This window comes from Treponema putidum (assembly GCF_024401155.1).
Lineage (GTDB): Bacteria > Spirochaetota > Spirochaetia > Treponematales > Treponemataceae > Treponema_B > Treponema_B putidum.
Window position 1 is genome coordinate 2,565,334 of record NZ_CP038804.1, and the last position, 23,894, is coordinate 2,589,227.

Sequence of the window (23,894 nt, forward strand, 5' to 3'; positions counted from 1 at the left end):
GCTTATCGGGGAAGGGCGTAGAGCGTTTCGGTTTTTCTTTAAATACCAACAGCTTTCCATTCTTTTATCGTTCTTTTCCGCTCGTCAAAGCTCGCTCCGATAAGCATAATCGGTTTTCCGCATGAGGCGTATTTGCCCGCATAGTTTTTCTATTTTATCTGTGCGATTGCCTCTTCAGCACTCCCTTTCGCGCCGAGCTTAAATTCAAAAATATAAACGGCCGTTTCAGTCTGCACAATGCAATCCGCTCTGCCTGCGGAGCAATACACTTCCGTTTTCTTAATAGCTTATCTTTTCTTTATCTGCCAAGACCTGAATTTCGGGAGAAAATACAGCTGCCGAGCTGGGAACTCTTACTCACTCCTTAATAGAAGCCCGTCTTTTAAATAAGGAATTTATCTATCCGAAAGGTCATTCCGAAGTTGAAAGAAAAAAGATTTATACTTGGGCCGATAATTTCTTTAATTCGGATATGTATGAACTTGCAAAAGAAGCCGAACAATTAAAAAGCGAATACGGTTTTTTAACGGATTATGAAGGACAAATTGTAAGCGGACAGATAGATTTACTGTTTAAAAAAGACGGAATAGTCTATGTTTTAGATTATAAAACCGACGAGATAGAAAATCCCGGTGCACACTTAACCCAGCTGAAGATTTATAAAAAAGCAGCCATCGATCTTGCAAAAACCGAATCGGAAAATCTTAAAGAAAATCCGGATAAGCCCATCGAGGTTAAAACGTTTATCTTCTACCTGAAAACGGGACATTGTGTTGAGCTTGATACATAGGTAATGTAGTATTTTAGATAAACAAGAAAAGCCCCTCCCGCTGCAAAAAAGTTTAAACTTTTTGTAGACTTTTTAAAATTTTATGTGATATATTATTATATAGCGGGTATAATTTATGGAATTAAAACTACAAAAAGCAAATCATAATCTTAAAGAAATTTTAAAAGACGGCCTTATTTATAATATCATTTTATTTTCTCCCAATAAATCTAAAACACCCCCCGGAGTAACCTATATTCCTTCCAATGAAGTTATCAGACAAAGTCTTGAAAACTCTTTAAAGTGGAAAGGCTGCTGGTATAGTAAGATAATGGAGAATGATGAAGAAACTTATCTTTTATATAATTATACGCTGCCTCATTTAAGCTTTTATTCCCTTGTACAAGATTATAAAAAAGAATACTTTATTGTAGCTCAAAATGAATCTTCAGAATTAATTTATTATCTTTACAAGGTTGAACCTAAATATCCTCCATTTAAGCTTACAAAGGAAGAAGCTGCAAAATTAAAGGAACGCCGTTCCTTTGAGCTCATATATCGAGGAAAATCTCTTAAGGAGCTGCACTCTTATCATAATGACGGGACTATAAAGCTTATAGAAGAAAAAGATGTCTCAGAAGGAGCTTTTGTCTATACTCAAAAAATAATGGAGCTGTATTCGGAAGGTCCAGGTATTTCTCTTGAGCAGGGAAAGGAAGATATAGCTGAGATGGTATCGACGCAGCCTAATGAATGGATGGGCTCATATTTTAGAAGAAACAAGGTCCAGTGGGGAGGCGAAGAACGCTGGAAGAGAAATGATAAAGCCGAAGGCTCCAGACTGAAAATCTACCGTTTCGGATCAATGTGCTTTTCTTTTAATTTTTCTAAAAAATAATAGGAAAGTAGGTGAAGAAGTTGAGCTTGAGTCATTCAAAATTCCAGCTGCTTCCCTATATTTTGATTTTAGTGTATGATAAATTCATGGGTAAAAAATTTGAAAAAGAATTGCCGGTTTGCGGTTTTGAAAGCTGTCTTGCTTTAGCAAAATATCATCCCGAAAAAATTTCCCGTTTGTTTTTTTCGGAAAAAAGAGCAAAACATTTCGGCGAGGTTTGTAAATATTTAGCTTCCAATAAAAGGTTATATAGAATAGTTTCCGAGGATGAATTGGAGAAGCTGTCGGAATCGGTTCACCATCAGGGTGTAACGGCTATGATTTTTGAACCTGAAATTCCTATTTTAAAGCATGAGGAAATAAACCTTTGGGCTCAAAATAAAGAACACGCTTTAATGCTCGATGAAATAGGCAATGCAAATAACTTGGGTGCAATTATACGGAGCGCGGCTTTTTTCGGTATAAAAAACATAGTTTTAACAAAGGAAGATAAACAGGCATCTATCACAACTTCAGCCTACAGGGTTGCACAGGGCGGAATGGAATTTGTAAAAATCTTTAAGGTTTCATCGACGGCTTGGTTTTTGAGGCAATGCCGTGGAAGGCTTACCTGTATAGGCACTGACTTAAAAGCTCACCATGAAATAGCCGACATGGGAAGATTGGTAGAAAAGGATGAATCTTGCGTGATTGTCTTAGGAAATGAAGAGAGTGGAATAAGTGAAGAAGCCAAAAAACTTTGTGTCCATCTTGTAAAAATAAAGGGAAGCGGCAATGTGGAAAGCTTAAATGTTGCCCAAGCCGCAACCCTTTTTTGTCATTCTCTTAGCGCAATAAATCTTCAATCTTTTTAATTACATATTCTTTTAAAGGAAGACCTGCAATCTTAATATCTTTAGGATCTTCATAATTCGGAATAAGTTTAAAGAAATTTATATAAATTTTATTCCCCTTTATATAAAATTCTTCTGCATGGGCAGGGATAAATATAAGTTCTATTTCATCGAATTTTGTAGAGGGTTTATACTTTTCGATGATCTCCTCAAGGTTTAAGGTCTTAATCGGTGCCATCATATTATGCATGGTCTGTAAGTCTTCTAAAATCCACATATTGTTATTCCAAAAACGACTCTCACTCATAGTGCGGTTATTCAGCTTTTCTCTGTTGGAAATTGCAGACATAACCCTCCGCACGGAATCCTTAGAAAAGTCGTCGCCATAGACAACTTCCATTTGCGGCTTTTCGGCAATACTCATAAAGTAATCGTCTCCCATCTTATCCTTTGAAGCTACGCTTTCCCAAAAGAAAACCATCATTTCCAAAACATCAAAATCAATTTTTATATTTTTCATAAAAACCTCCGGAATAATTTTTTAACCAATGAAGAGTGTACATCTATTACCGTTTTTTTTCAATGAGGGGTAACTAAAAATATGATAGAGACGTTACAGAGCATTTAAAAAAAATGAAATTTTTAAGGTACGCTATAGCCTATAATTTTTCAATCTCTTTTTCAGAAAGCCCTGTGATTGTATAAATATCCTCAAGCGGATAATTCATGTTTTTCATGATTTTTGCTGTTTCAAGGGCTTTTTGATGTGATCCCTCAGCTCGGCCTTCAGCCCGTCCTTCGGTTAATCCTATACTTTTTCCTTCGGCTCTGCCTTCCGCTAAACCCTCAGCCAAGCCTTCTCTTCTAGCTTCGCTGCGTTCATCTTCCACATACATCCGGTATTTTTCGTCAGAGAGTTCTATTGCCATTCGCCTCTCTTCATCAGTTACCCTAAAGAGTGTTGCTTCTGCCATTTTTATACCCTCCTCTAAGCTACACAATTTTTCCAACATTCCGCTTTTTTTGTCTTCTTCATAGTTGGCTAAAAACCTTATCCAAAAGTCTTTTAAGCTATACTCTTCCAAGCTCTTTTTCATAGTATAAACTATTAACTCGTTTAATTCAACATAAAGATATTGAATTATTGAGCTCTCAGGCATTTTTACAAGCTCTGCGCTTTTAGGAACATCGCAGCCGAAAACTGAAAGGCTTATAGCGTATAAAAAATCATCTTCTTTGGGTTCCGTCTTTAAAAAGCGGGAAGCGAGGCGCATGAGGTACATTTGACTTCTTCGAGGATTGTTTGTTTTCCAAAACTGCTGCATTTCGAGGTCGACAAGAAGGCCTGTGTCAGTTCTAATCAAAAAATCGAGGCGGTAAGTTTCTCCCGAAGGCCTATCCCGAATAAGTTCGGTGTTTATAATTTCAGCCTTTGTGATTTTACCGTAAGAATCTTCTAAAAAAGCGTTTAAAAAGCTTATTAGGGCCTTATTTCCTTCTTCTCCTTTTGAAAACATCAGCTTAAAAACCCAATCTGTTTTGGGGTTTAAAATAGGTTGTTCATTTGACATAACGTTTCTCCTCAATAATAATTTACATACCAAATCAATGGTCAGGATAAAGCAAAAATATTTATGCCTAATCATTATTATTGTAGGATTTTATTGCATTTAAGAGTAAAATTATAAAAAAAAGCTTTTATTTTTTTATTCCCGAAACCCATTTGGTGTTTAAAATTAAAATAACGGCAATTAGACCGGCCGTTACGTTTGAAAAAAGATTTCCCCAATAGATTGAGTAGTACGAAAGGTATTTTTCGGTTGTAATTATAAATATGTACCTCAAAAGCCATATACGCAAAATACCCAGCATTAACGGAACCTTTGTTTTTCCAAGGCCGATAAAGGCTCCTTGAATTGTCATACAGACACCGAAGCCTATTACCGAGTAGGTGTAAATATGCAGGGCTTTTACTGCAATTTCTCCTATCTGGGGCATTTCAGGTTTAAACATTGATACGAGGTAGGCGGAAGACGGGACTATAATAGCTATAAGGACGGCTCCGCTTATTGCGCTTGTGATACAGCCTAAAAGGCAGGAACGCTTCGCTTTTCCGGGGTTTCCGGAGCCTATATTCATGCTGACCATGGTCGTAACGGCAGCACTAAAACAGCCGGGAATATTAAAACAAATTGTCGAGATATTGCTTGCAATACTTTGACCGTTTAAAACTACGGCACCGTAGGGTTCCATTTCTCTGTTTATCAAAAAAAAGCCTACATAGATGAAAGCATAATTTATCATTGCAGGAAAGCCGACCCGTAGCAATTCATGTATTGATGAAGGCAAAAATTTAAATTGTTTTAAAGTGAGTTTATCCGGTGTGTTTTTTATAAAAAGGTCGTAGAACATCCATGCCGCTACTACGATATTGGCTAAAAGAGAGGCTAAAACACATCCGTCTATTTTCATACTCAAAAAATATAAAAATATAAGGTTGCCGATTATTTTGATTATAAGCATTATAATCATTCTAAAAAAAGGAGCCTCAGGCTTGCCGTTTGCATTCTTTATTCCGTTGTATATGGATTCCATAAAGCTAAAAGGCATTACCAGACAATAAAGAGAAATATATCTGAAAACCAACGGAGCTATTTCGCTTTTTAGGCTATAGCTTATTACGGTACCTAATATAAATAAAATCGGAATTGAAATCAGGCCTAAGAAAAAAGCAAACACGAAAATTTGTGTTGCCGTTTTTCTACTCTCATCTATATCTCCGCGTCCGTTGAGCTGGCCTATGATTGCCGTAGCTCCAACGCTCAAGCCCTGTCCGAGAGCCAATACAATGGAGATAATCGGCTGGGAAAAACTGACAGCACTTGCCGTTACATGATCCGTAAGCCTGTTTATAAAAAGGCCGTCCGTAAATGGCATCATAGCTTGAAGCATTGCCATCATAAGGGCAGGCAAAGATAGTATGAGCAAGGTTTTAATAGGGGATGCAGTTAAAATGAGTTCACGCCTTTGAGCCGTAGTTTGTCCGATAAAATTGAATCTCATACTTTAAGTATTTTACTTTATTCTCTAAAAATAGGGAAGATGTATAAATGAAAAAAATTGTATAAAATATCAAAAATTGGTTGATATTATCAATGTTTTGTATGTATATTAATATCCACTATATCACTCATAATATTTTAACCTGTTTTAGACAAATTAAAGATTTTGTCTATATTTGCCGATAATCTGTCGATATATTTATGTAATTTACTTAGGAGTATGCTATGAAGAAAATTATCTTATATTTTGCCGTCTCAGCGGGCTTATTCGGTATGCTTTATGCCGGAGGATCTAAAGATATTGATACGGTTCAGATGACAAATAATGAAAGCTGGGAAAAATCTATAGATATTTCTAATAAGAAAAAAGGAAAGTACAATATCATAATAACGGCTACAGATATAGCAGGAAATGAAGGCTATGTCGGCCCGTTTAATATGTATATAGATCCTAATTCGGACTTACCGATAGTAAATATAAGTAATCCTAAAAATGATGATGTTGTATCAGGAAACTTAAATGTGATAGGCACCTGTTTAGATGATGATGCCGTCGACTATGTAGAACTTAGGGTAGACGGAGGAGAAACCATATATAGGGCAAAAGGAAAAGAGTTTTGGTCGTATTATATAAATACTGAAAATTTTGAAGAAGGAACCCATACGATAGAGGCCTGGGGAGTTGATATTAACGGAGTAAAGGGTAAATCGGCAAAGAACAGCTTTTATCTAAACCGTAGAACCCCTATAACGGGTATAGTAAATAAGACTATCGGGGAACTTGTTTCAGGAAATATAACTATTGAAGGAACAGTGGAAGACGGAAACGGTATAGAAAGGCTTCTTTATTCGGTAAACGACGGTGAGAATTTTGAAGAAATTAAACTATCATATAATAAAAAAACAAAACAGTCTCATTTTTCTTTAAAATTAAACACAAAAACAATAAATGACGGGCCCAAACTTCTTTGGTTTAAGGCCGTAGATAAGCATGGAAGTACGGGCATATACACATTTTTATTATTTATAGACAATACTCCTCCGGTAATAGAATTTATATATCCTGATAATGATCAGCCCATGCCCCCTGTATTTTCTATAGCAGGGAAGGTTATGGATTCGGCAGGTCTATCAAGTTTATCTTGGAAATGCGATGGACGGACTGGTGATTTTGAGCTTACTCCGGGAAATGATTATTGGATAAAGGAATTCGATGTAAGTAAAAGCGGTGTTAAGAGTGCAGCTGTAGAGATAACTGCACAAGATATAGCCGGAAATATTGTAAGGGTAAAAAAAACCATCCCAATCGATCAGAGCAAAGGGAAACCTGTAATAGAAATGCTCAACCCTGTAATGAATGCAAAGGTTTTTGAAGACCTTTATATAGCCGGTGTTGTGCATGACTTATATGGAGCAAGTGAAATACGGTATAAGATAGATAAGGGTGAAGAAAAAATTATACCTGCATATGCTGCCGGCTTTGGAGCTGTAGAAAAAGGAATAAGCGCAGGAACCCATACATTAACGATATATGCAGTAAACAAAAAAGGAATATCCGGTGTTCCGGTAAATATAAATTTTAAAGCTGAAGGCAAGGAACCCGTTATATCATTTGATAACGGTAAAACCGTCATACCTGTATATAATGCTCAATCTAAGGATTCTACATCAATTCATATAAAAGCTCCTTCAGGCTTAAAATATATAAGTGCAGGCTTTAACGGCGAAGATGAATCCTCCTTGCCATTAAAGGCCGGACAGACTGAATATGTGTTAAAAACAAATATAAATGCCAAATCCGAACCGGGCTTGTATACCGTCTCCGTTACGGCAGCCGACATAAATGACAGAATCACTAAGCAAACCTTGGTTATACGTGTTGTAAATATGTCCGGATCAGGCGGAGAAGAGAATCTGGTTTGGGCTAAAAGTAATTTAAATGAGAATAATCAAATTATATTAGGTGAAGCTAAGCCCTTAATCGGTATTTATCAGCCCAGAGAAGGAATGGTTATAGAATCTTTGGAAGTTATAGGAGCTAAAAACATTGAGGCCGAATATGAAGGCAGTTTGGTAAAATTAACCGTAAAGGGAGACGGTTTATATAAGGGCGTAGGTGTAAAAATTACCGACAGTGAAGGTTCCGTATATACAAGTCCTCTTGTAGACATTCTTTCAGATATGGCTCCGCCTGAGATAAACCTTGATATTAATGAAGCTGCGTCTTTTGTAAATAATTCTATAAATTTAAAGGGTAAGGCCTCGGACGGGTCCGGCATTAAAACCGTGGAATATAGACTAGGCAGTGACGCACCTTATGTAAAGTTGTCCAATGCTTTTAATGAAAATATAAATCTAAGCGGACAACCTGACGGCCCCATACTTCTGACGGTAAAAGCCGTCGATTTATCCGGAAGAGAGAGCTTTGAATATAGACTATTTTACAAGGATACGGAAGCCCCCGAGGTTGTTATGGTCTTACCTGAAAGCGGAGGAATGGTAAACGGTTCGATCTACTCGGCCTTTAAAGTAAGTGATAGATTTCCCGGCGTAAAAGCTGAATATAAGGGTGCAAGCAAGGGAGCCGACTGGCAGAGCTTTGAATACAGTACTCTTCCTAATCTTATAGTAGGATCGGCAAAAGAGCCTTTAAGTAAAAATATGCAGTTTAGGTTTACCGACCTTGCAGGGAATTCAAGGAATTTTAACAGCTATAGTTTTGAAATAGATAATTCGGGAGATGCTCCGAGAGTAGATTTACACTTACCTCATGAGAACGAAATTATAACGGGCGATTTTGAAATTTCAGGAATGGTATATGATGATGATGAAGCCGCAAAGATTTATTACAAAATAGATAACGGTGCATATAAGCCGATGGAAATAAAAAACAGCTTTTCCATACCCGTATTGCTAAGCGAGCTTACTGATAATGAACATGAAATATCAATGTATGCTGAAGATATTTACGGGGTTACAAGTGAGCCTGTAAAAAGAAAGATAAGAGTGTCTTTAGAAGTACCTCAGGTAACCGTAGGTTACCCGCTTATAACCGATACCGTAAAAGGAATAAGCGTAATATCCGGAAATGCAATTGATAAAAACGGAATCAAACAGGTAGAAGTATCTGTTGACAACGGACAGACATATAACTTGGCAGAAGGCTCTGAAGAATGGAAATACCGAATAAATACCCATATAATAAATGACGGTACCCATGTAGTCTTTATAAAGGCCACAGATAAATATGAACAAGTTTTTTTATATTCTACGTTAATAAACATAGACAATACGCCTCCTGTTTTAAGACTTGAATATCCTTTGGCCGGTTCAAAATTGGATAATAATCTTTTTGTATCGGGTCAAGTTTATGATAATATTTCGCTTGAGGGTGTAATGTTGAAGATAAAAAGTCTTAGCGGTTCTTCCGTACCGCAAAAACTATCCGAGATAAAAATGGAAAAAGATATAATCTTATCCAAAGATATAGACATAAGTTCATTACCTGAAGGAAGATATAATCTTGAAATAAGCGGAGTGGATAAGGCAAATAACGTAAATGAGGCTTCTATCAACTTTGATGTGTACCGGAAAAAAGACAAAAATAAGATAGAATTGCTGTATCCGCTGAATGGAGAGACGGTAAGAGGCGAATTTAATATATATGGAAGACTTATATTGGATAAACGGGTTGAAGAAGCAATCTTATACATAGACGGTAAGGAGGCTGAAAGGGCTCCTGTATCTAAAACGGGCTATGTTTGTTTTAAATTAAACAGTGAAAAGATTATAACAGGGGAACATAAACTTGAGCTAAGGGTAACTCCAAGCGGAACAGGTACATTGTCTTCCGAAGTACATACTATACACTATGATGCAGTAGGGCCTTGGATTACAATCGATAACTTTGCTATGGGGGATTTTGCAATAGAAAGGCCTTATCTTAGAGGAAGGGCGGGATATACCGTATCCGAAGAAGAAAAGGCTCTGGTATCCTCAAAGGGTGCTGCATCAGAGGATAAAAGAGCTTTTAAGGCCAAGAAGCTGAAAAAAGTAGAAATCAGCTTTGATAACGGAAAAACCTTTGTTCCGGTTAAGTCAACCGCCAATTGGAAATATAGGCTTGAAACGGAAGATATGGCTCAAGGAAATCACTTTTTATTGGTAAGAGCCGTTATGGAAAACAAAGAAACGGCAGTCTGTAGAACAATAATAAAGATTGATAAGACAGCCCCTGAGATTACATTGATATCCCCGGGCGAGGGAGGAAGGTATAACGGTTCTATAGACTTTAGAGGTTTATCATCTGATGATATAGAATTAGCCAAGGTTGAGGCTTCTTTAAGAAAGGGAGATAAGGCGAGCTATGGAGTACCTAAGTTCATCCAAGGTTTACACGTAGAAGGTGCTTTTTGGGGCGCTTCCTTGTGGAATTTAGGTATAGGATTAAGTTTTTTTGACGATAACGTAAAACTGCAGCTTCATTACGGGCAGTTTTTACAAAGTCAGTTTACAGCATTATACGGTAATTATCAAATTAGGTACGGGGGGCATATAATATCGTTAAAACTTTTAGCTAACGTATATGAACTGCCTTTCGGTTACTATTTTGGACCTGATTGGAAATGGTTGTATTTGGATGTGGCCTTGGGTGCACAGTTTTCGCTTTTTACAAATACCCAAAGCGGCCGTCCTCAAATATTGTCGGCTTTGCTTACACAAATTGAATTTCCCCGTGTGAAATTCCATAAGCAAAAATATTTTAGTTCTTTATCGTTATTTACGGAAGGACAATTATGGTTTATACCTACCGATGTAGATTCAACAAGTAAAAAATCTGCAATCAAATCGGTTATTCCGCATATATCAGTAGGTATAAGAGTTGATATATTTTAACAAAACTTTTTAGAGGTTTTTATGAAAAAGAACAGATTTTTTTTAATTTTTTTGGTTTTAATTTTGTTTACGGTATTTTTGAGTGTTACTTGCAAACAAAACATAGGTTTGGGCGGCACTATCGATATTGAACGCCCGGACGGACAAATTATTTATCCTGATGCAGGAGGTGCACCTATCAGGGGTAGTTTTGTGATGAAAGGAACGGCAAAGGACGATGAGGGTGTTAAAGATGTTTCTGTTGTATTTAAAAATACTGAAACAGGCTGGGTCTCTAAACAATATTCTGCTGGCTTATCAGATGTTAATAATGGCTCTGTAATATGGACTCTGTCTGTTAATAATGAATTTACCGGAAGGACAAGAGATGGTCATCCCTTGGTAAAAGAGTATCCGATACCTGACGGTAAATACATTGCTACTGTTACTGTTACTGATATTACAGGTAGAACAACAAGTTTTAGCCGTGAGTACGATATTGACAATACTCCCCCTGTGTTTATTGTGTCCCGCCCGTCGACGATTGTCTTAAACGATGATCCTACCGCACAGGCCGACCCTTACGGTTCGGTTTTTACAGTTATAGGACAAGCGGAAGATCGAAGCAAAATAGAGGATCTTACTTTAACAGTTGACGGTACCGATATAAGCATATCGAAAAAATTTGTCGGAAAAAATATAAACGAAGAAATAGCTACTGCTGTGAAAAATGATACCGAGTTTACAGATCCTTTGTATAAATATAATGATATAAATGGAAATCCTAAAATTAAAGCGCATGTATTTTTAACCGATAATGCGCGCTTTTTTAAAGGCGACGGAAATGAAGGTGAGGGAAACACTTCGGAATGGTATTATTTGCGGGATAGAGATATCCGATCGGTTTTGGAAAAAGGATATACCGCCGATGTTATAAACGATTATTTTGCGGGGAAAAGAGGTTCGGCTTCTTCATCGAATAAAACGCTGAAGCTTTTGGCAAAATTATATGACGACAGTGATCCTGAAGGACAGTCTGTAAAACAGATATTGGAAAATGCCCGCATCATGACAAATGGCGTTACCAATGAAAAATTTTCCTTTTTTACGCTGGATCCGAATAAATCGCCCGGTTTTAAAGTAACAAATGGAACCCATTTTCCTCAATCCTATCCCGCGACGACTCCAGATGCGGATTTGCCTCATCCCGGTGTAGAGTTTTTCAGCGGTTCGGTACGGCCTAAAGTTTCTCTTAAGCTTATTCCGAATAGAAACAGCACTCCGTTGGTTGACCATTTCAATTACAACGGATACAGATCGAGCGGTATTGTAATCAATATGTATAAATGCAACGATGATGTTTCGTATGTTGCTTCCGGCGATAAAAAAATATTGAATTTGGTGCAGTCCGCTACCCCTGCTTATTCTTTAAAATTTGCGGATTTATCGACACAAGACGAACTTAATCAGGTTGTTACCGGCACAAGTGAATTGACCGTACAATGGCAGCTGCCGAATCCTGCTACTTTTTCTGCCGGATATTATGTAATAGAAGTAGAAGGAAAAGATACCGAAAATAATGATTTTGTTGCTTATGATAGAAATAATTCGCCCGGAGGCTCTTTCGTTATCAAGTTTGAACCGGCAGGTAACCACCTCATGATACTTCCCGGTGCTCCTTCCGGGTTTGTAAAAGAAGCTTTTCATGTCATTGCAAATGTTTCTTCCGGGCAGCCGGTTACCAAGGTATGTTATAAATTGGATGGGCCGGCGGGTGAAAGCGATACGGAACTTCCGTACTCTTCCGGAACCGAATGGAAAACCGCTGTGCCTGTTTCACTTGGTTCATTATCGGAGGGACCACACACAGTTCATTTTTGGGCTAAGAGTGCAGGTCAGACTGCTGCTGCCGAAAAAGCGTTTATTAAAGATACAACAGGTCCCGTGCCGGTTTTAGAATATCCTCCGGCAAATGCCGAGCAGGCGGGAACCGTAAGAATTATGGGAAGCGTTAGCGATGCCTATGCCGGCGTAAACAAGGACGGTACGAAGTACATCATAGGAAAACAGACTTCCGTGCCAACCATTAATACTACTACTGGTTGGCGGGTTATGGATAAAACCACTCCGGTTTCATGGGAGTTTACGTATAACTTGGATGATTTTTCGTCAAATCCCGCCTCTCACGGTAATTTGGTTAGCGCGGGTGTGTACGATATTCCCGTCTATATTTTGACAGAGGATACCATAGGAAACAAAGCTGTTAAAGACTTCACTATACGCTATGATTCGAACGGCGACAAGCCGGTTATTACAGTACTTTCACCGCAGCAAAATCAAACTTTGGGCGGTACCATCCAAATATTCGGTACGGCAGCTGCCCGACTGGGCACTCCTGCAGACATCGGTAACGTATATATTCAGTTTTCAAAAAACGGCGACTTTAACGATACTGCAAACGGGAATATGACTTTCGGAACATCCGGCGGCGGCTATGATGCCGATTGGTATAAAGGCGGCGATGGTCAACTTGTACCGGGTACTGACGGTGCTACCGGTGGCTCGAATTGGCAAATTTCGATAAATGAAAACGGAGCGTTTAATAACCCGAACGGGCAAAACTGGGCGGTTTATTTCAGAGTCTGTGCCAAAAATAAAACTACCGGTAAATTAGGTTCATGGTCAGAGACTATAAAAATCTTTATAGATGAAAATTATCCGACAATCGGCAGCCCCGATTCCTTAAAGCTGGTAAATAAATCGGACGGTTCAAATCCGATAAATTATACATCGGGTATGTGGATCGCTGACGGGAAAAAACTTATCGGTTCTTTATACGACGACTCCGGAATAAAAACCGTCGAGATTTCATCTCAGGAACTGTTGGGCAATCAAAAATATAATTTGTCACAAGCGTTGTCAAACCATTGGATTGTCGAAGACACCGCACATGCGCCTGCTTCTCCCGGTGCAAAAAATTATACGCTTCAAATTCCTCTTGATTTAAGTACGCTCAGCGAAGCGTCGAAACGCAAAGGCGAGATATCGATAAAAATCAAAATAGTTGATGTGGGACAAAACTTGTCGAGAGAAGAAACAGTAAAGCTGAACTTCGATATTACGCCCCCTGCAGGTGATTTGGGAGACTTTATCTACAGATACAGCGGAAACGTCAGAGTATCTTCCATAACGGACTCCAATCTTGCACAAAAAGTAAAAGAAAAGGCTCCCGGCTCGTCTCCCGATTACAGCAAGCTGCGCCTTTTAATTAACGATAATATCTGCACGGTAACAAACGTCAGCGGAAATACGGTGTCTTTTGCCCCCAATCTTGATAAAGCGGGCACATACAATTGTCTTTTATATGAAGCGCCGTATATTATACGGAACGACGGCGGAAACTGGATTGTGCGCGGTGTTGCAAACGACGACGGCTCGGGTATAAAAAAGATCGAAGTGAAGGTTACCGTTGACGGGATGTCCGAATCAAGCGGTGAAATTACAGGAAATAAAATAACCAAACATCTCGGCGGACAAGTCAGCTGGGAAGGAGAAATCAATTTAAGCACCCTAAAGGACGGTAAAGGAAAACTGAGCTGTAAGATTTACGATGAGCAGGATAACGTATATACAGTTCCCGATGTCAATGTAGTCGTAAAAAACAAGCCGATCGCCGTACAGAAGATTACGCTTATGACGGACATAGGCGGTACACAGAAATCGTTTATAAGCGATAATTTGGATATTCCGTCCAACAAAGATACAAACCTCGATTTTACGGCGAATTTTGCAAGCAGCGGTTTTGCCTTTAAGAATAAAGATAATTCTAAAATAAAGGTTGACTTTACCGGCGGATACGGTACGGTAAAATATCAGCTTAAAAAAGAAAATGGTACTCGATTGGGAGGACTTACCGCTATTACAAGCGGCGGTGAAATCGATTTAAAGGATCATTTTGGCACGGCTGCAGATAAAATCAACAATTCAAACGGTACGCCGACAAAAATTATCCTTGAGTTATGGGGCGAAACGGCGGGCTATACACAAGGCACGGATTCCGCTTTTGCAAAAGTCAATATTACTACGCTCTTTGAAGCTATCGATACTACACCGCCGACGGTGGTCATCCTTCCGTTCCATTGGAACAGCGAAAACGATAACTCGCTATACGAAAACAAACGCACCAACGGGCATGTGGAAATTGCAAAGATTAACAGCTTAGGCAACGATCACTCTTCCGTTTCGGGCAAGGTTACAATCCGCGGGTTTGTGTATGACAATATTAAAATTGATTCAATTACAGCTGAGGTATCCGGTAAAACGTTAACAACTGCGCTTTCCGGCAATGGGCCGTGGACGGCCGGAACAATAACTTCGGCAGATGGTATTGTATTAAAGGTAAAAAAACTCGGTGCCGACTATCTTGGTTATTACGTTACATGGCAGATTGATTGGGACACTGAAAAGATGAGCGTAGGGCTTGCGAAAGACATTAAAGTAACGGCTAACGATGGAACAACGACATTTTCCGATACCGAAGTGACTACAGCAAAAACAACAGGCGTTACCCGGGCTGAAAAAAGATCTGCAGAAAACGCTGTTTTCGCAAATAAGAAGCCGGGACAGTTCGTTGTGTTTACAAAAGGCGAAACGCAGTACCTTACACGTATAAGAAGCGTAACAGGCAATAAGGCAACGCTTGAAGATGACGTCCCCACTGAGGCAACCACAGCTTATATGTACGATTATACTGCAAACGAGCCGAAAACAACGGTAAACGTTGTGCCGTATATTACGGAGGTAGTAACGGGTTTAAAAGGTGCCGACGGCAGTCATAAAGGCGCCTTCTCTCGCGCTTCGACCGGCGAATATCCGGTACGGGCTGGGGAAACGATTAAAGTAAAAGGTTTTAACCTCGCAGGCGGAACGGTTGTGCTCGGTACCTCTTCGCTCGGTACGAATTTGAACAGCGTAGTCATAGTATCATCGCATACGAGCGGCGATCTGTCCGTTAAGGTCGATTCTGTCGAATCCGTCAACAACAAGGTGGATATTACAAAGCCGTACAATATTGAAAGCAATGGAATTAATAACGATATCCTCAATGCAAAGCGTAAGCTGTTTGTATGGAATATGAAACCTATTATCAATAACAACTTTATGGAAAGCCCGCAGTTTGTGATGGATAGTAAGAGTAATTATTATATGTCTTACGGATCTTTGGCCGGAAGTGATATGAGTTTCAATATGATGAAAAACGGCACTGTAAATCATACATCAACACAAATGGCTTCTGCAAATATTATTGAACAGTGTTTTAGTAAATATCATAATACCGTAATAGCCTTTGATGATAGCGAAAATATGTACGGAGGTGCAACCAATACCGATAGAGCCGGAGGAAGTACGAGTTTTACGTTCTTCTCTCGTGAACAAGGCGAAGATGCACTCGGAACAAGCGGAAATTATACCGGTGGAACAAACCGCCGCCGTCTTGAAAACAATAATAATATAGGCAGAGGTGTTTATGATGTAAACCGTGTGCAGATACCTAAGTTGGCAGTTAGAGGACCCGCCTCCGATGCAAAGGTTGCTCTTATCTATTACGATAGAAATAACAACGCACTTCCCATTAAATTCCGTTACGGCTCCGTTACCGCTCCTGATAGCATTTCAAACGGTTTAGGTTATAATGTAAAGGATGATGGAGATTACAGCGATCCTAACAATTCAGGTTCTGCACGAGGCTATGAAGTTATAGCGGATAATGCGGATACCACCGTATATAAGAGCGGGGGCTATGCTGCCGTTGCTCTTACCTCTACTGAACGAGCCGTTGCCGTGTGGTATGATTCCGTAAACAGCCGATTGGTATACAGTTATCGTGATGTAAACAGTTATACGGAACCTGCTGCCGGTGCCGCTGATCGTAAAACTGCGGTATGGCAGGGTAATGCCGTAGTTGTTGATACCGGTGCACCGCTCTATGTTGATGTGGCAATTGACGATGAGGACGGATTACACATCGGCTACTATTCCAGCGGTGACGGCGGGGTGAAATACGCCTACTTGCCGCCGAATAAAGTAAAAGGGACAACAAAGCCTGTTTCTACAGACTTTAAAGTTGTTAAGGTCGATACCCACATGAATCCCGGTACCCTTCTCAAAATTGGTGTACGCAAAGAAGATACCAAGCAGGTTCCGTACATCAGCTACTATCATAACGGTTTTTACGGTTCCGCAAATGCAGCGCGTATCGCCTGGCTTAAAGACGGTATTGCTTCTGCCGCCGACGTTAAAAACGGCGTTGAGAACGGTAAGTTTACCGGTAATTGGGTGGTTATGACGGTGCCTGCAAGCGCCGGTATCCAGCAGTACACGATTTGTCAGGGTGTGCCTACGAGCGGTAATTATGCAAATAAGGTTATCGCCGCATACTTTACAACAAAGAATTACGAGATGGCGGTGCTGACGAAGTAACTGTTCCGCTTAGCGAGTTATCCCCCCGTCGGTAATCCGATGGGGGATTTTTTATGTGATGTGGGAAACCGAGGAAAGACAGCTGGTTTGGTAAGAGATCCAGGTATGAAGTGTCGAATGGAGCTGTTGCGATGCGGAAAATAAAAAAGAAAAATCGAAATATAAAATTAGATATTGACTTTAGTATGAAATGTGTGTATACTCTAAATCAGGGTCAAGAGTGCTGCCTTTAAGTGGTGCGTCGAGTTTTCTCGCTTGGCTCTCTTTTTTTGTTTGGAGGCTTTTCATGTATTTACTATATGCTGATGATTCAGGAGTAACTTCAGACCCAAATGTAAAATATAGTGTTTTGGCAGGTTTTGCAACTTTTGAAATTTTGAATATAATGATAATGCATATTATTCAATAATTAAAGATTGTTTTGATAAAGAAAAAAATCTACAACATGGATTATATCTTTTGGAAAAAAATAACATATAACATCAGAAAGGAACGTCATTCAGCAGTACACGATTTGCCAGGGGGTACCGACGAGCGGGGACTATGCAAATAAGGTTATTGCTGCATACTTTACGAACAAGAACTACGAGATGGCGGTATTGACGAAGTAACTGTTCCGCTTAACGAGTTATCCCCCCGTCGGATTGGTAGATGGGGGCATCTTTTTACACATGTCCTCTAATTAATCTTTGCACTCTTGGCGTGCCTTGCGATTAATTTTCGAGGTATTCAGAAAATAAGGCTTGTAATAAAGGCCGAAATTTGATACAATAAGATATGAAAAGGTGTGTTTATGCGGCGTATTCTAAAGAAGACGCAGATTACTTTCTTAACGAAATCAAAAATTTATGGGATGTAACTTTAATATTTGATAGCAGCAAAATAATAGAAATTTTAAAGAATGACAACTTTGATTTTGTGATTTTAGATGCTGAGGCCGGCGGCTTTTTTTTGAGGGATATATCTGCATTAATAAAAAAAGAATTTCCTGACATACATATATTTATCATAATCCATTGTAATAAAAACGAGTGGAACTATGATTTATTCGGAAACGATATTTCGAGTATTTTCGAATTCCCATGCGACTTAAAAACTATTTATAATACGATTGAAAATTTTTTTCTTGATTCTTGTTGCCATGATAGGATTGCTGATTACACAATCGAAAAAGAATTCGCAGACATATTAAAAAATGAGGTAATTGGTGTAAGTAATTCCGTCAATGAACTTAGAAATTTTATATATAAAGCCTCGCAGTCAAAACTGCCTGTTCTTTTATTGGGAGAGACCGATTCAGGCAAAGGTTTGGCAGCAGATTTAATACATAAACTTTCACCTATTAAAAATAAAAAATTCCTCTCAATAAATGTCAGCTGTATACCGGAAGAATTGGCTGAGTCTTTTTTATTTGGAACAGAAGAGGGGAGTTTTACAGGAGCAATTAAAAAAGAAGGGGTCTTTTCTGAAGCTAAAGGAGGGACTATATTTTTAGATGAAATGGAAACTCTTTCTATGGATGTTCAAGCAAAACTTCTACATGTTCTTGAGTCAGGCTTTGTACGGTCTGTGGGGGCAGTTACTGAAAAGAAGGTTGACTTCCGCTTAATAGCATCATCTAATGAAGACCTAAAACAGATGATACAAGAAAAAAAATTCAGGCAAGACCTTTATTATAGGCTGGATGTTTTGCGCCATGAAATACCGCCTCTAAGAAACAGAAAAGAAGACATAAAATATCTTGTTTACGCTTATTTATCCAAAATAAATAAAAATATAGATGATGAAGCTATAGCTAAGCTGCGTTTATATAACTGGCCGGGAAATATAAGGGAGCTTTATAACTGCTTAAATAGGGCAGGGATGCTTGCCGGTCAGGAACAAAGAATAGAAGCCCAGCATATACAATTTTAATCGTTCTCAGCCGGTTTTTGAGTTTGGTGAAGACCTTTTCCTTTTAGACAAATCGTTCCATCTTTTATTGTTATTTTACCCAGCACGCTGATAGGTCTGTCTGCATCTATTTTTGAAACAAATTCACAAAATACGGGAACTACACCTTCCAATATCTGCTTTGTGTCATACCCTACTAAGAGATTAAAAGCCGTACTATAGGTTCCTGTTTGAATATTTGTAGGCATTCCTTTCCAGACTACCCAGCAATCTAGGTAGAGCAGAGGTTCCTGTTTTACTTGAGCATAAGAATAAACATCTTGGATATTATCAAAACCCGGCTCGTCAAAGTAATCCATCAAAAGTCTTGATTTTTGTTTTATTGAAAAAGACGCATTAGATGAGAGCAATCTGTTTATTTCAACTTGGGCTGCATTGTCTCTATGAGCTTTAAAATAGTTTTGAGCATCCGTATAAGATTTTAATATTTGACTTTGAGTTAAAACATATAAATAAGAACCTTCCATATCTACGGCATGTTTTCTTTCATTGCTGTCCAATTTAAATTCATCTAAATTAGCTCTATCATTATCAGAAAATTGTCTTGTATTAATAACGTAAGGAACGATAAAAATAAGAGAAATAATTGAAATGCTTAAAACAAGAGCGATTGCAATAATCTTTCCTTTTTTTTCTTCCTTTCCCGGGCTAGGGTAAAGGGTTTTTATTTTTCCGGATTGAACTAAATTTCCGATTTTTTCGGGAGAATTATTTTTACGGATAATATCTAATCCTTTTTTTGCAATCTTACAATTTGGATTATGCTCAAGGGCTTGCAGATAATATTCTACAGCTTCTGCAGTAAGTGAACGTCTTAAAGCCATTGCTGCGTAAGTTGACAGTAAGTCCGGATCGTTCGGCTTTATTTTCTTTGCTCTTGTAAGATAGGTCATAGCACTTTGAATATCACCGGCATACAAATATGAAAGGCCTAAATAAAAATGAAACGCAAATGAATCTCTGTAGTCAAGGATATGCGGTTCTAGTGTTGAGATTACTTCATTATATTTTTTTTTGCTTAATAATTTTTTACCTTGGTCTACAATAGAAACGGCCATTTTTTATTCCTGTATGTCCTGTATTGCGTTATCGGTTTGGTTTATTAAGTCTTGAATATACTCATCAGTTACTATGTCAGGATTTGATTCAACTTCAAGAATTTTATCCAATAAAGTTTGTATGTATTGATAATCTTTTTCATCCTTCGGATTCATTTTTTCGGTGTTTGCCGAAGGAGTTTTATTATTTTCTTTATCCGTAATTTTTACCTGAGATTCTTGTATATTATTTTCAGCATTCTTCCTTAAAAAATCATAACAGCCTATCAGCATTGTAACATTCATCTTCTCACCGTTTCCTACCATTTCTTTCGGCCAAACAAACAGAAGGGCAGAATCGTTATGAGAATATCTTGTACTAAAAAGTCTTCCCGGAACGGCATTAGGCAGCCACTTGCGGCTTTGAAGTCTTTCCCAACTAGCAGCGTAAATTATTTGAGGAATTTTTGCTTCAGAATGATTTATTAAAAACAAACAAGCCAAATCGGAATTTGCAGAAATGACGGCAGAGTCTCTTTCCAGTTTAGGTTCTAAGACCGTCTCTCTAAAAAGTCCCGTTCTTAAATCCGTATATAAAGGTGTTTGCCTCCTTTCACCTAGGTTGGTATCAAAAATTGCCTTTAAAGCAAACTCTGAAGTACTGCCGCTTGTGTTTTCAATTATAGTTTCAATCTTTAAAAGATGCCCTCCGGTACCGTAATCCTTTTCGGTAAAAGACAGTTTTTGGGTAACATAGAAAGAATCATTAAACTCATATAAAATGCTTATTGAATTTTCATCAGCCTCAATTTTAACTGGTTTTCCTATTCGTTTTTTTAGTTCATAAATCTTATTGTCTTTATAAACGTAAAATTTATTGGTTCGGCCTAGAGACCTATCATCATAAAGAGGTACATATTTATCCTTCCCTTTTTGAGAAAGATTGTAGAGGCAAAAATTTCCCGTCTTTCTAAAAACTACTAATTTAAGATTATTTTTTAAAAGTTCATAATCAGGCAAAGATTTAGCATGTAAAAAAAGTGCAGCCATACCTAACAATAAAATACTGAAATATTTTTTTCCTCTCATTGATTTTGGTCCTCCAAAAGCTGATTATACATACTTTGCAAAATTTTAGCTTTTTTTATTAGAGCTTCAATGGCAGCACGCTTAGCATTGGGATCGGAGTAATCCGCTGATTGAGTACCGCTATTTTCCGCCATTTCGGAAGTATACTTAGAATCCATACTTGCCAAAGCCGCTAAAATTTCTTGATTTTTTAAATCAAGCATTACAAATTTATCATATAACTCTTCATTTTTCTTTCTTTCCATTTTGAGCTGTTCCGAAAGTTCTGCAATTCTAATATCGCCGCCGGTATCGGAAGATTGCCTTTGATATGCGGCAAGAGTTTGCTCATAAATTTTTTTATTTTTTTCGGATTCTTCGGAAAGTTTTAACAGTTCTTCATGGCTTATTTTTAAAAGTTGTAAAAGTTCGTCTTGTGTAGATGCCTGATCTATGAGGGCTATCTTATATCGGGCAGGTTCGACCTTTGCCGATGAAGGATAATCTATTATAACTCTGGAAAAAATAGTTCTTGCATCTTTTAAGCGTCCTACCATATATAGGTTTTCGCCTATCCAATAATAAGCAGATGCCGTTTGTCTGTGATTGGGATATTTTCTTAAAAAGCCGTATAAAATATTTATGGATTGTTCATGTTTTGCAGATAGACAATATATTCTACCTTGCTGATAAATAACCTCAGCTGTTTTAGAGCTTCTAGGAAATTTCTTTAAAAAAATTTCGGCATCGTTTAAAGCAACAGGATAATTCCGGGCTGAGGCATTTGCCATTATAAGCCAATATAAAGGCTCATCTAAAGAATTTTTTGAAATTTCCATTGCCTTTTGAAATGAAAATACTGCTGATGACCAGTCCGAACGGGCATAGGCATCTAAGCCGGACGACATGTAATCGGTGTAATCTTGTGTAAAAGCATTTAAAGCAAAAATCAAAAAAAATAAAATAAAGATTTTTTTCATAGTACTAAATCTCCCGAAAAAAATGCCGAACCGGATACAACAACATCCGCTCCTGCATTTACAACCGTCTCAATATTTTTTGAGCCGACTCCTCCATCTACCGAAATCAAATAAGTGCCTTTTTTTTCTTCACGCATTTGTTTTAACCGTTTTACCTTTTCCAAACAATAGGGAATAAGTTTTTGTCCTCCGAACCCCGGATTAACACTCATAATCAATATCAGATCAACCAGAGGTGCTATATGTTCGAGTGTTTCGATAGGTGTAGACGGTACAATGCTTACCCCGGCCTTCATTCCGTGCGAACGGATATCGGCAATAAGCCTGTCTGCATGTATAACCGCTTCAGCATGGAAAGTAAAATAATCGGCTCCTGCATCGGCAAAGGCTGCTACCAAATTTTCAGGATTATTTACCATTAGATGCACGTCAAAAACCAGCTTGGAGCAAGGCCGTATAGATTTTACTACCGGAGCTCCAAAGGTTAAATTAGGCACAAACTGCCCGTCCATAACATCTATATGAACCCAGTCTCCGCCGTTTTTTTCTATAAAAGCCAATTCTTCACCTAATTTTGAAAAATCCGCACTTAAAAGCGAAGGGCTTAATTTAAAACACCTACCCATATATACCATATTAGCAAACAAATGAATATATGTAAATAGGTAAATAGTAAAAATCAATAAGTAGTATCATCCATATTCATAAAGTCCTCTCTGACTTTTTGAAGGCGAAGAAGCTCCCTTTTTATAGTCCGCTCATAGTTTAAATCTCCTGAAGCAATGCGGGCTCGTTCATTTTCCCAAAAAGGAAGACCGTCTAAAAATATGAATTGAAATTCCCTCATATTGGCCTTTTCGGCCCATAGTTTTGCTTCATGCCAATAAACAAGAGCTGTCTCATAAAATTCTTCCGCCTTAGAAAGGCTTTCGATATTTTGTTCTTTCCAAGGGTAATTATAAAAATATGCAACTTGTTTGTCAAATTTACTTCCTAATCTTAAATGCTGATCGACCATTTTAAGGTTTAGGTGCATCATAAACATATACCGGTATTTTTCCCATTCTTTCTTAGTATTAATTTTGCATAAAGCATGAAGAGGGTTACAAAAATCGGCGTTTATTGCCCTTTCAAGCCAATAAATATTCTCAACTATATCATCGGGTTCTTGTTCGTAGTGGATATGATAGAGTTTATAATACTGCTCTTTGTACTCTACAAAATAAGAAAAAAGTTGATTATTTGAGAAAATAAAAAAACATAAAACAATAAAAGAGAAAAATCGCCTTTTCATCGATTATATTTTCGGCAAATTTTTTACAATACTCCATAATTTATTGTGAATTTCTTCAATTTGTTCAACAGCGTTAATTATGACTATGTTCATTTTGGGCTCTTTTGCCCTGTATTCATCTATAACCTTCTTATATTCATCTTGAACCTTGTACTGAAAAGTTTTTTCTTCATATATTTCGAGCATATTACTTCGGCCTATGACCCTATTCATAGCTTCATCAACGGGCAGATCAAAAAAGAATAAAAATTCGGGGAGAGGAAAGCCGTCGTTTTGAAGTTTTACAAGTTCGGCGGCTCCTGCAGCAGTTTGATAGGCAAGACTTGAAAAAACATACCTATCCGAAAAAACAGCCATTCCTTCATTAAGCCGATTAAGAATTCCTTGTGTACCGTAAATATGTTCGCAGCGGTCGGCAGCAAATAAGCGCGTCATTGTTTCGGGTGCCAGCTTAAAAGAACCTTGAAGAGCCGCACGGATTAAAGTCCCAATAGGGCCTGATGTGGGCTCTTGCGTAAATGAAACAAGATGACCTTTATCTTCAGATTCAAATCTTTCTTTTAAAAGTCTTATTTGACTTGTCGTTCCCGAACCGTCTATGCCCTCAAGTACAACAAAGTTAGGTAGTATCATGAGGCCTATCAT

Annotated in this window: 14 protein-coding genes and 2 pseudogenes; 6 read left to right on the plus strand and 10 right to left on the minus strand. The window is 38.1% G+C overall.

The window, feature by feature from the left end; translation table 11 throughout:
• Positions 1–38: 38 nt before the first annotated feature.
• A pseudogene (locus E4N74_RS11835) lies at positions 39–275 on the minus strand (PD-(D/E)XK nuclease domain-containing protein); the annotation flags it as partial.
• Between the two features lie 50 nt (positions 276–325).
• On the opposite strand from E4N74_RS11835, the pseudogene E4N74_RS11840 reads away from it, so the two are divergent.
• The 3 genes and pseudogenes from E4N74_RS11840 to E4N74_RS11850 all read left to right on the plus strand — a co-directional run.
• Positions 326–790, plus strand: a pseudogene (locus tag E4N74_RS11840) (PD-(D/E)XK nuclease family protein); the annotation flags it as partial.
• A 115-nt stretch (positions 791–905) separates the two neighbouring features.
• Positions 906–1,667: a hypothetical protein gene (locus tag E4N74_RS11845; protein WP_255817907.1), complete on the plus strand. Its 762-nt coding sequence runs from the start codon at positions 906–908 to the stop codon at positions 1,665–1,667.
• 86 nt (positions 1,668–1,753) lie between these two features.
• Positions 1,754–2,521, plus strand: a complete 768-nt coding sequence (locus E4N74_RS11850; RefSeq protein WP_255806611.1) for a TrmH family RNA methyltransferase — start codon at positions 1,754–1,756, stop codon at positions 2,519–2,521.
• Here the strand turns inward: E4N74_RS11850 and E4N74_RS11855 are convergent.
• From E4N74_RS11855 to E4N74_RS11865, 3 genes are all read right to left on the minus strand, one after another.
• Positions 2,493–3,020 (minus strand): TDE2712 family protein, encoded by a 528-nt coding sequence (locus tag E4N74_RS11855; protein ID WP_255805413.1) that lies wholly within the window; start codon positions 3,018–3,020, stop codon positions 2,493–2,495. The two genes, E4N74_RS11850 and E4N74_RS11855, sit on opposite strands and share 29 nt — an antisense overlap.
• A gap of 139 nt (positions 3,021–3,159) precedes the next feature.
• Positions 3,160–4,071: a PD-(D/E)XK nuclease family transposase gene (locus tag E4N74_RS11860; protein ID WP_255817909.1), complete on the minus strand. Its 912-nt coding sequence runs from the start codon at positions 4,069–4,071 to the stop codon at positions 3,160–3,162.
• Positions 4,072–4,198: 127 nt separating this feature from the next.
• Positions 4,199–5,563 (minus strand): MATE family efflux transporter, encoded by a 1,365-nt coding sequence (locus tag E4N74_RS11865; protein ID WP_145475300.1) that lies wholly within the window; start codon positions 5,561–5,563, stop codon positions 4,199–4,201.
• Between the two features lie 224 nt (positions 5,564–5,787).
• Here E4N74_RS11865 and E4N74_RS11870 point away from each other — a divergent pair, with 224 nt between their 5' ends.
• The 3 genes from E4N74_RS11870 to E4N74_RS11880 all read left to right on the plus strand — a co-directional run bounded on the left by E4N74_RS11870 (position 5,788) and on the right by E4N74_RS11880 (position 18,831).
• Positions 5,788–10,458 (plus strand): Ig-like domain-containing protein, encoded by a 4,671-nt coding sequence (locus E4N74_RS11870; RefSeq protein WP_255817911.1) that lies wholly within the window; start codon positions 5,788–5,790, stop codon positions 10,456–10,458.
• A gap of 21 nt (positions 10,459–10,479) precedes the next feature.
• On the plus strand, positions 10,480–16,917 hold the full coding sequence (locus tag E4N74_RS11875) for a hypothetical protein (protein WP_255817913.1): 6,438 nt from the start codon (positions 10,480–10,482) through the stop codon (positions 16,915–16,917).
• A 777-nt stretch (positions 16,918–17,694) separates the two neighbouring features.
• Positions 17,695–18,831 carry a sigma 54-interacting transcriptional regulator gene (locus tag E4N74_RS11880; protein ID WP_255817914.1) on the plus strand — a complete coding sequence of 379 codons (1,137 nt, stop codon included), beginning with the start codon at positions 17,695–17,697 and terminating at the stop codon, positions 18,829–18,831.
• Here E4N74_RS11880 and E4N74_RS11885 read toward each other — a convergent pair.
• Genes E4N74_RS11885 through tmk form a run of 6 tightly spaced genes read right to left on the minus strand, consistent with a single transcriptional unit; the run spans position 18,828 to position 23,894 of the window.
• A complete protein-coding gene (locus E4N74_RS11885; RefSeq protein ID WP_255817916.1) occupies positions 18,828–19,928 on the minus strand; it encodes a tetratricopeptide repeat protein in 1,101 nt (366 codons plus the stop codon). The genes E4N74_RS11880 and E4N74_RS11885 overlap by 4 nt on opposite strands.
• Positions 19,929–19,931: 3 nt before the next feature.
• Entirely contained in the window at positions 19,932–20,996 is a 1,065-nt protein-coding gene (locus E4N74_RS11890; RefSeq protein ID WP_044978359.1) for a hypothetical protein, read from the minus strand.
• A complete protein-coding gene (locus E4N74_RS11895) occupies positions 20,993–21,955 on the minus strand; it encodes a tetratricopeptide repeat protein (protein WP_255805421.1) in 963 nt (320 codons plus the stop codon). The genes E4N74_RS11890 and E4N74_RS11895 overlap by 4 nt, the downstream gene beginning before the upstream one ends.
• The gene (gene rpe, locus E4N74_RS11900) at positions 21,952–22,581 is read right to left on the minus strand and encodes a ribulose-phosphate 3-epimerase (RefSeq protein ID WP_044979704.1); all 630 of its coding nucleotides are present in this window, start codon (positions 22,579–22,581) and stop codon (positions 21,952–21,954) included. Before rpe ends, E4N74_RS11895 begins: the two co-directional genes overlap by 4 nt.
• A gap of 53 nt (positions 22,582–22,634) precedes the next feature.
• A complete protein-coding gene (locus E4N74_RS11905; protein WP_255817919.1) occupies positions 22,635–23,249 on the minus strand; it encodes a hypothetical protein in 615 nt (204 codons plus the stop codon).
• A 3-nt stretch (positions 23,250–23,252) separates the two neighbouring features.
• On the minus strand, positions 23,253–23,894 hold the full coding sequence (gene tmk / locus E4N74_RS11910) for a dTMP kinase (RefSeq protein WP_084224558.1): 642 nt from the start codon (positions 23,892–23,894) through the stop codon (positions 23,253–23,255).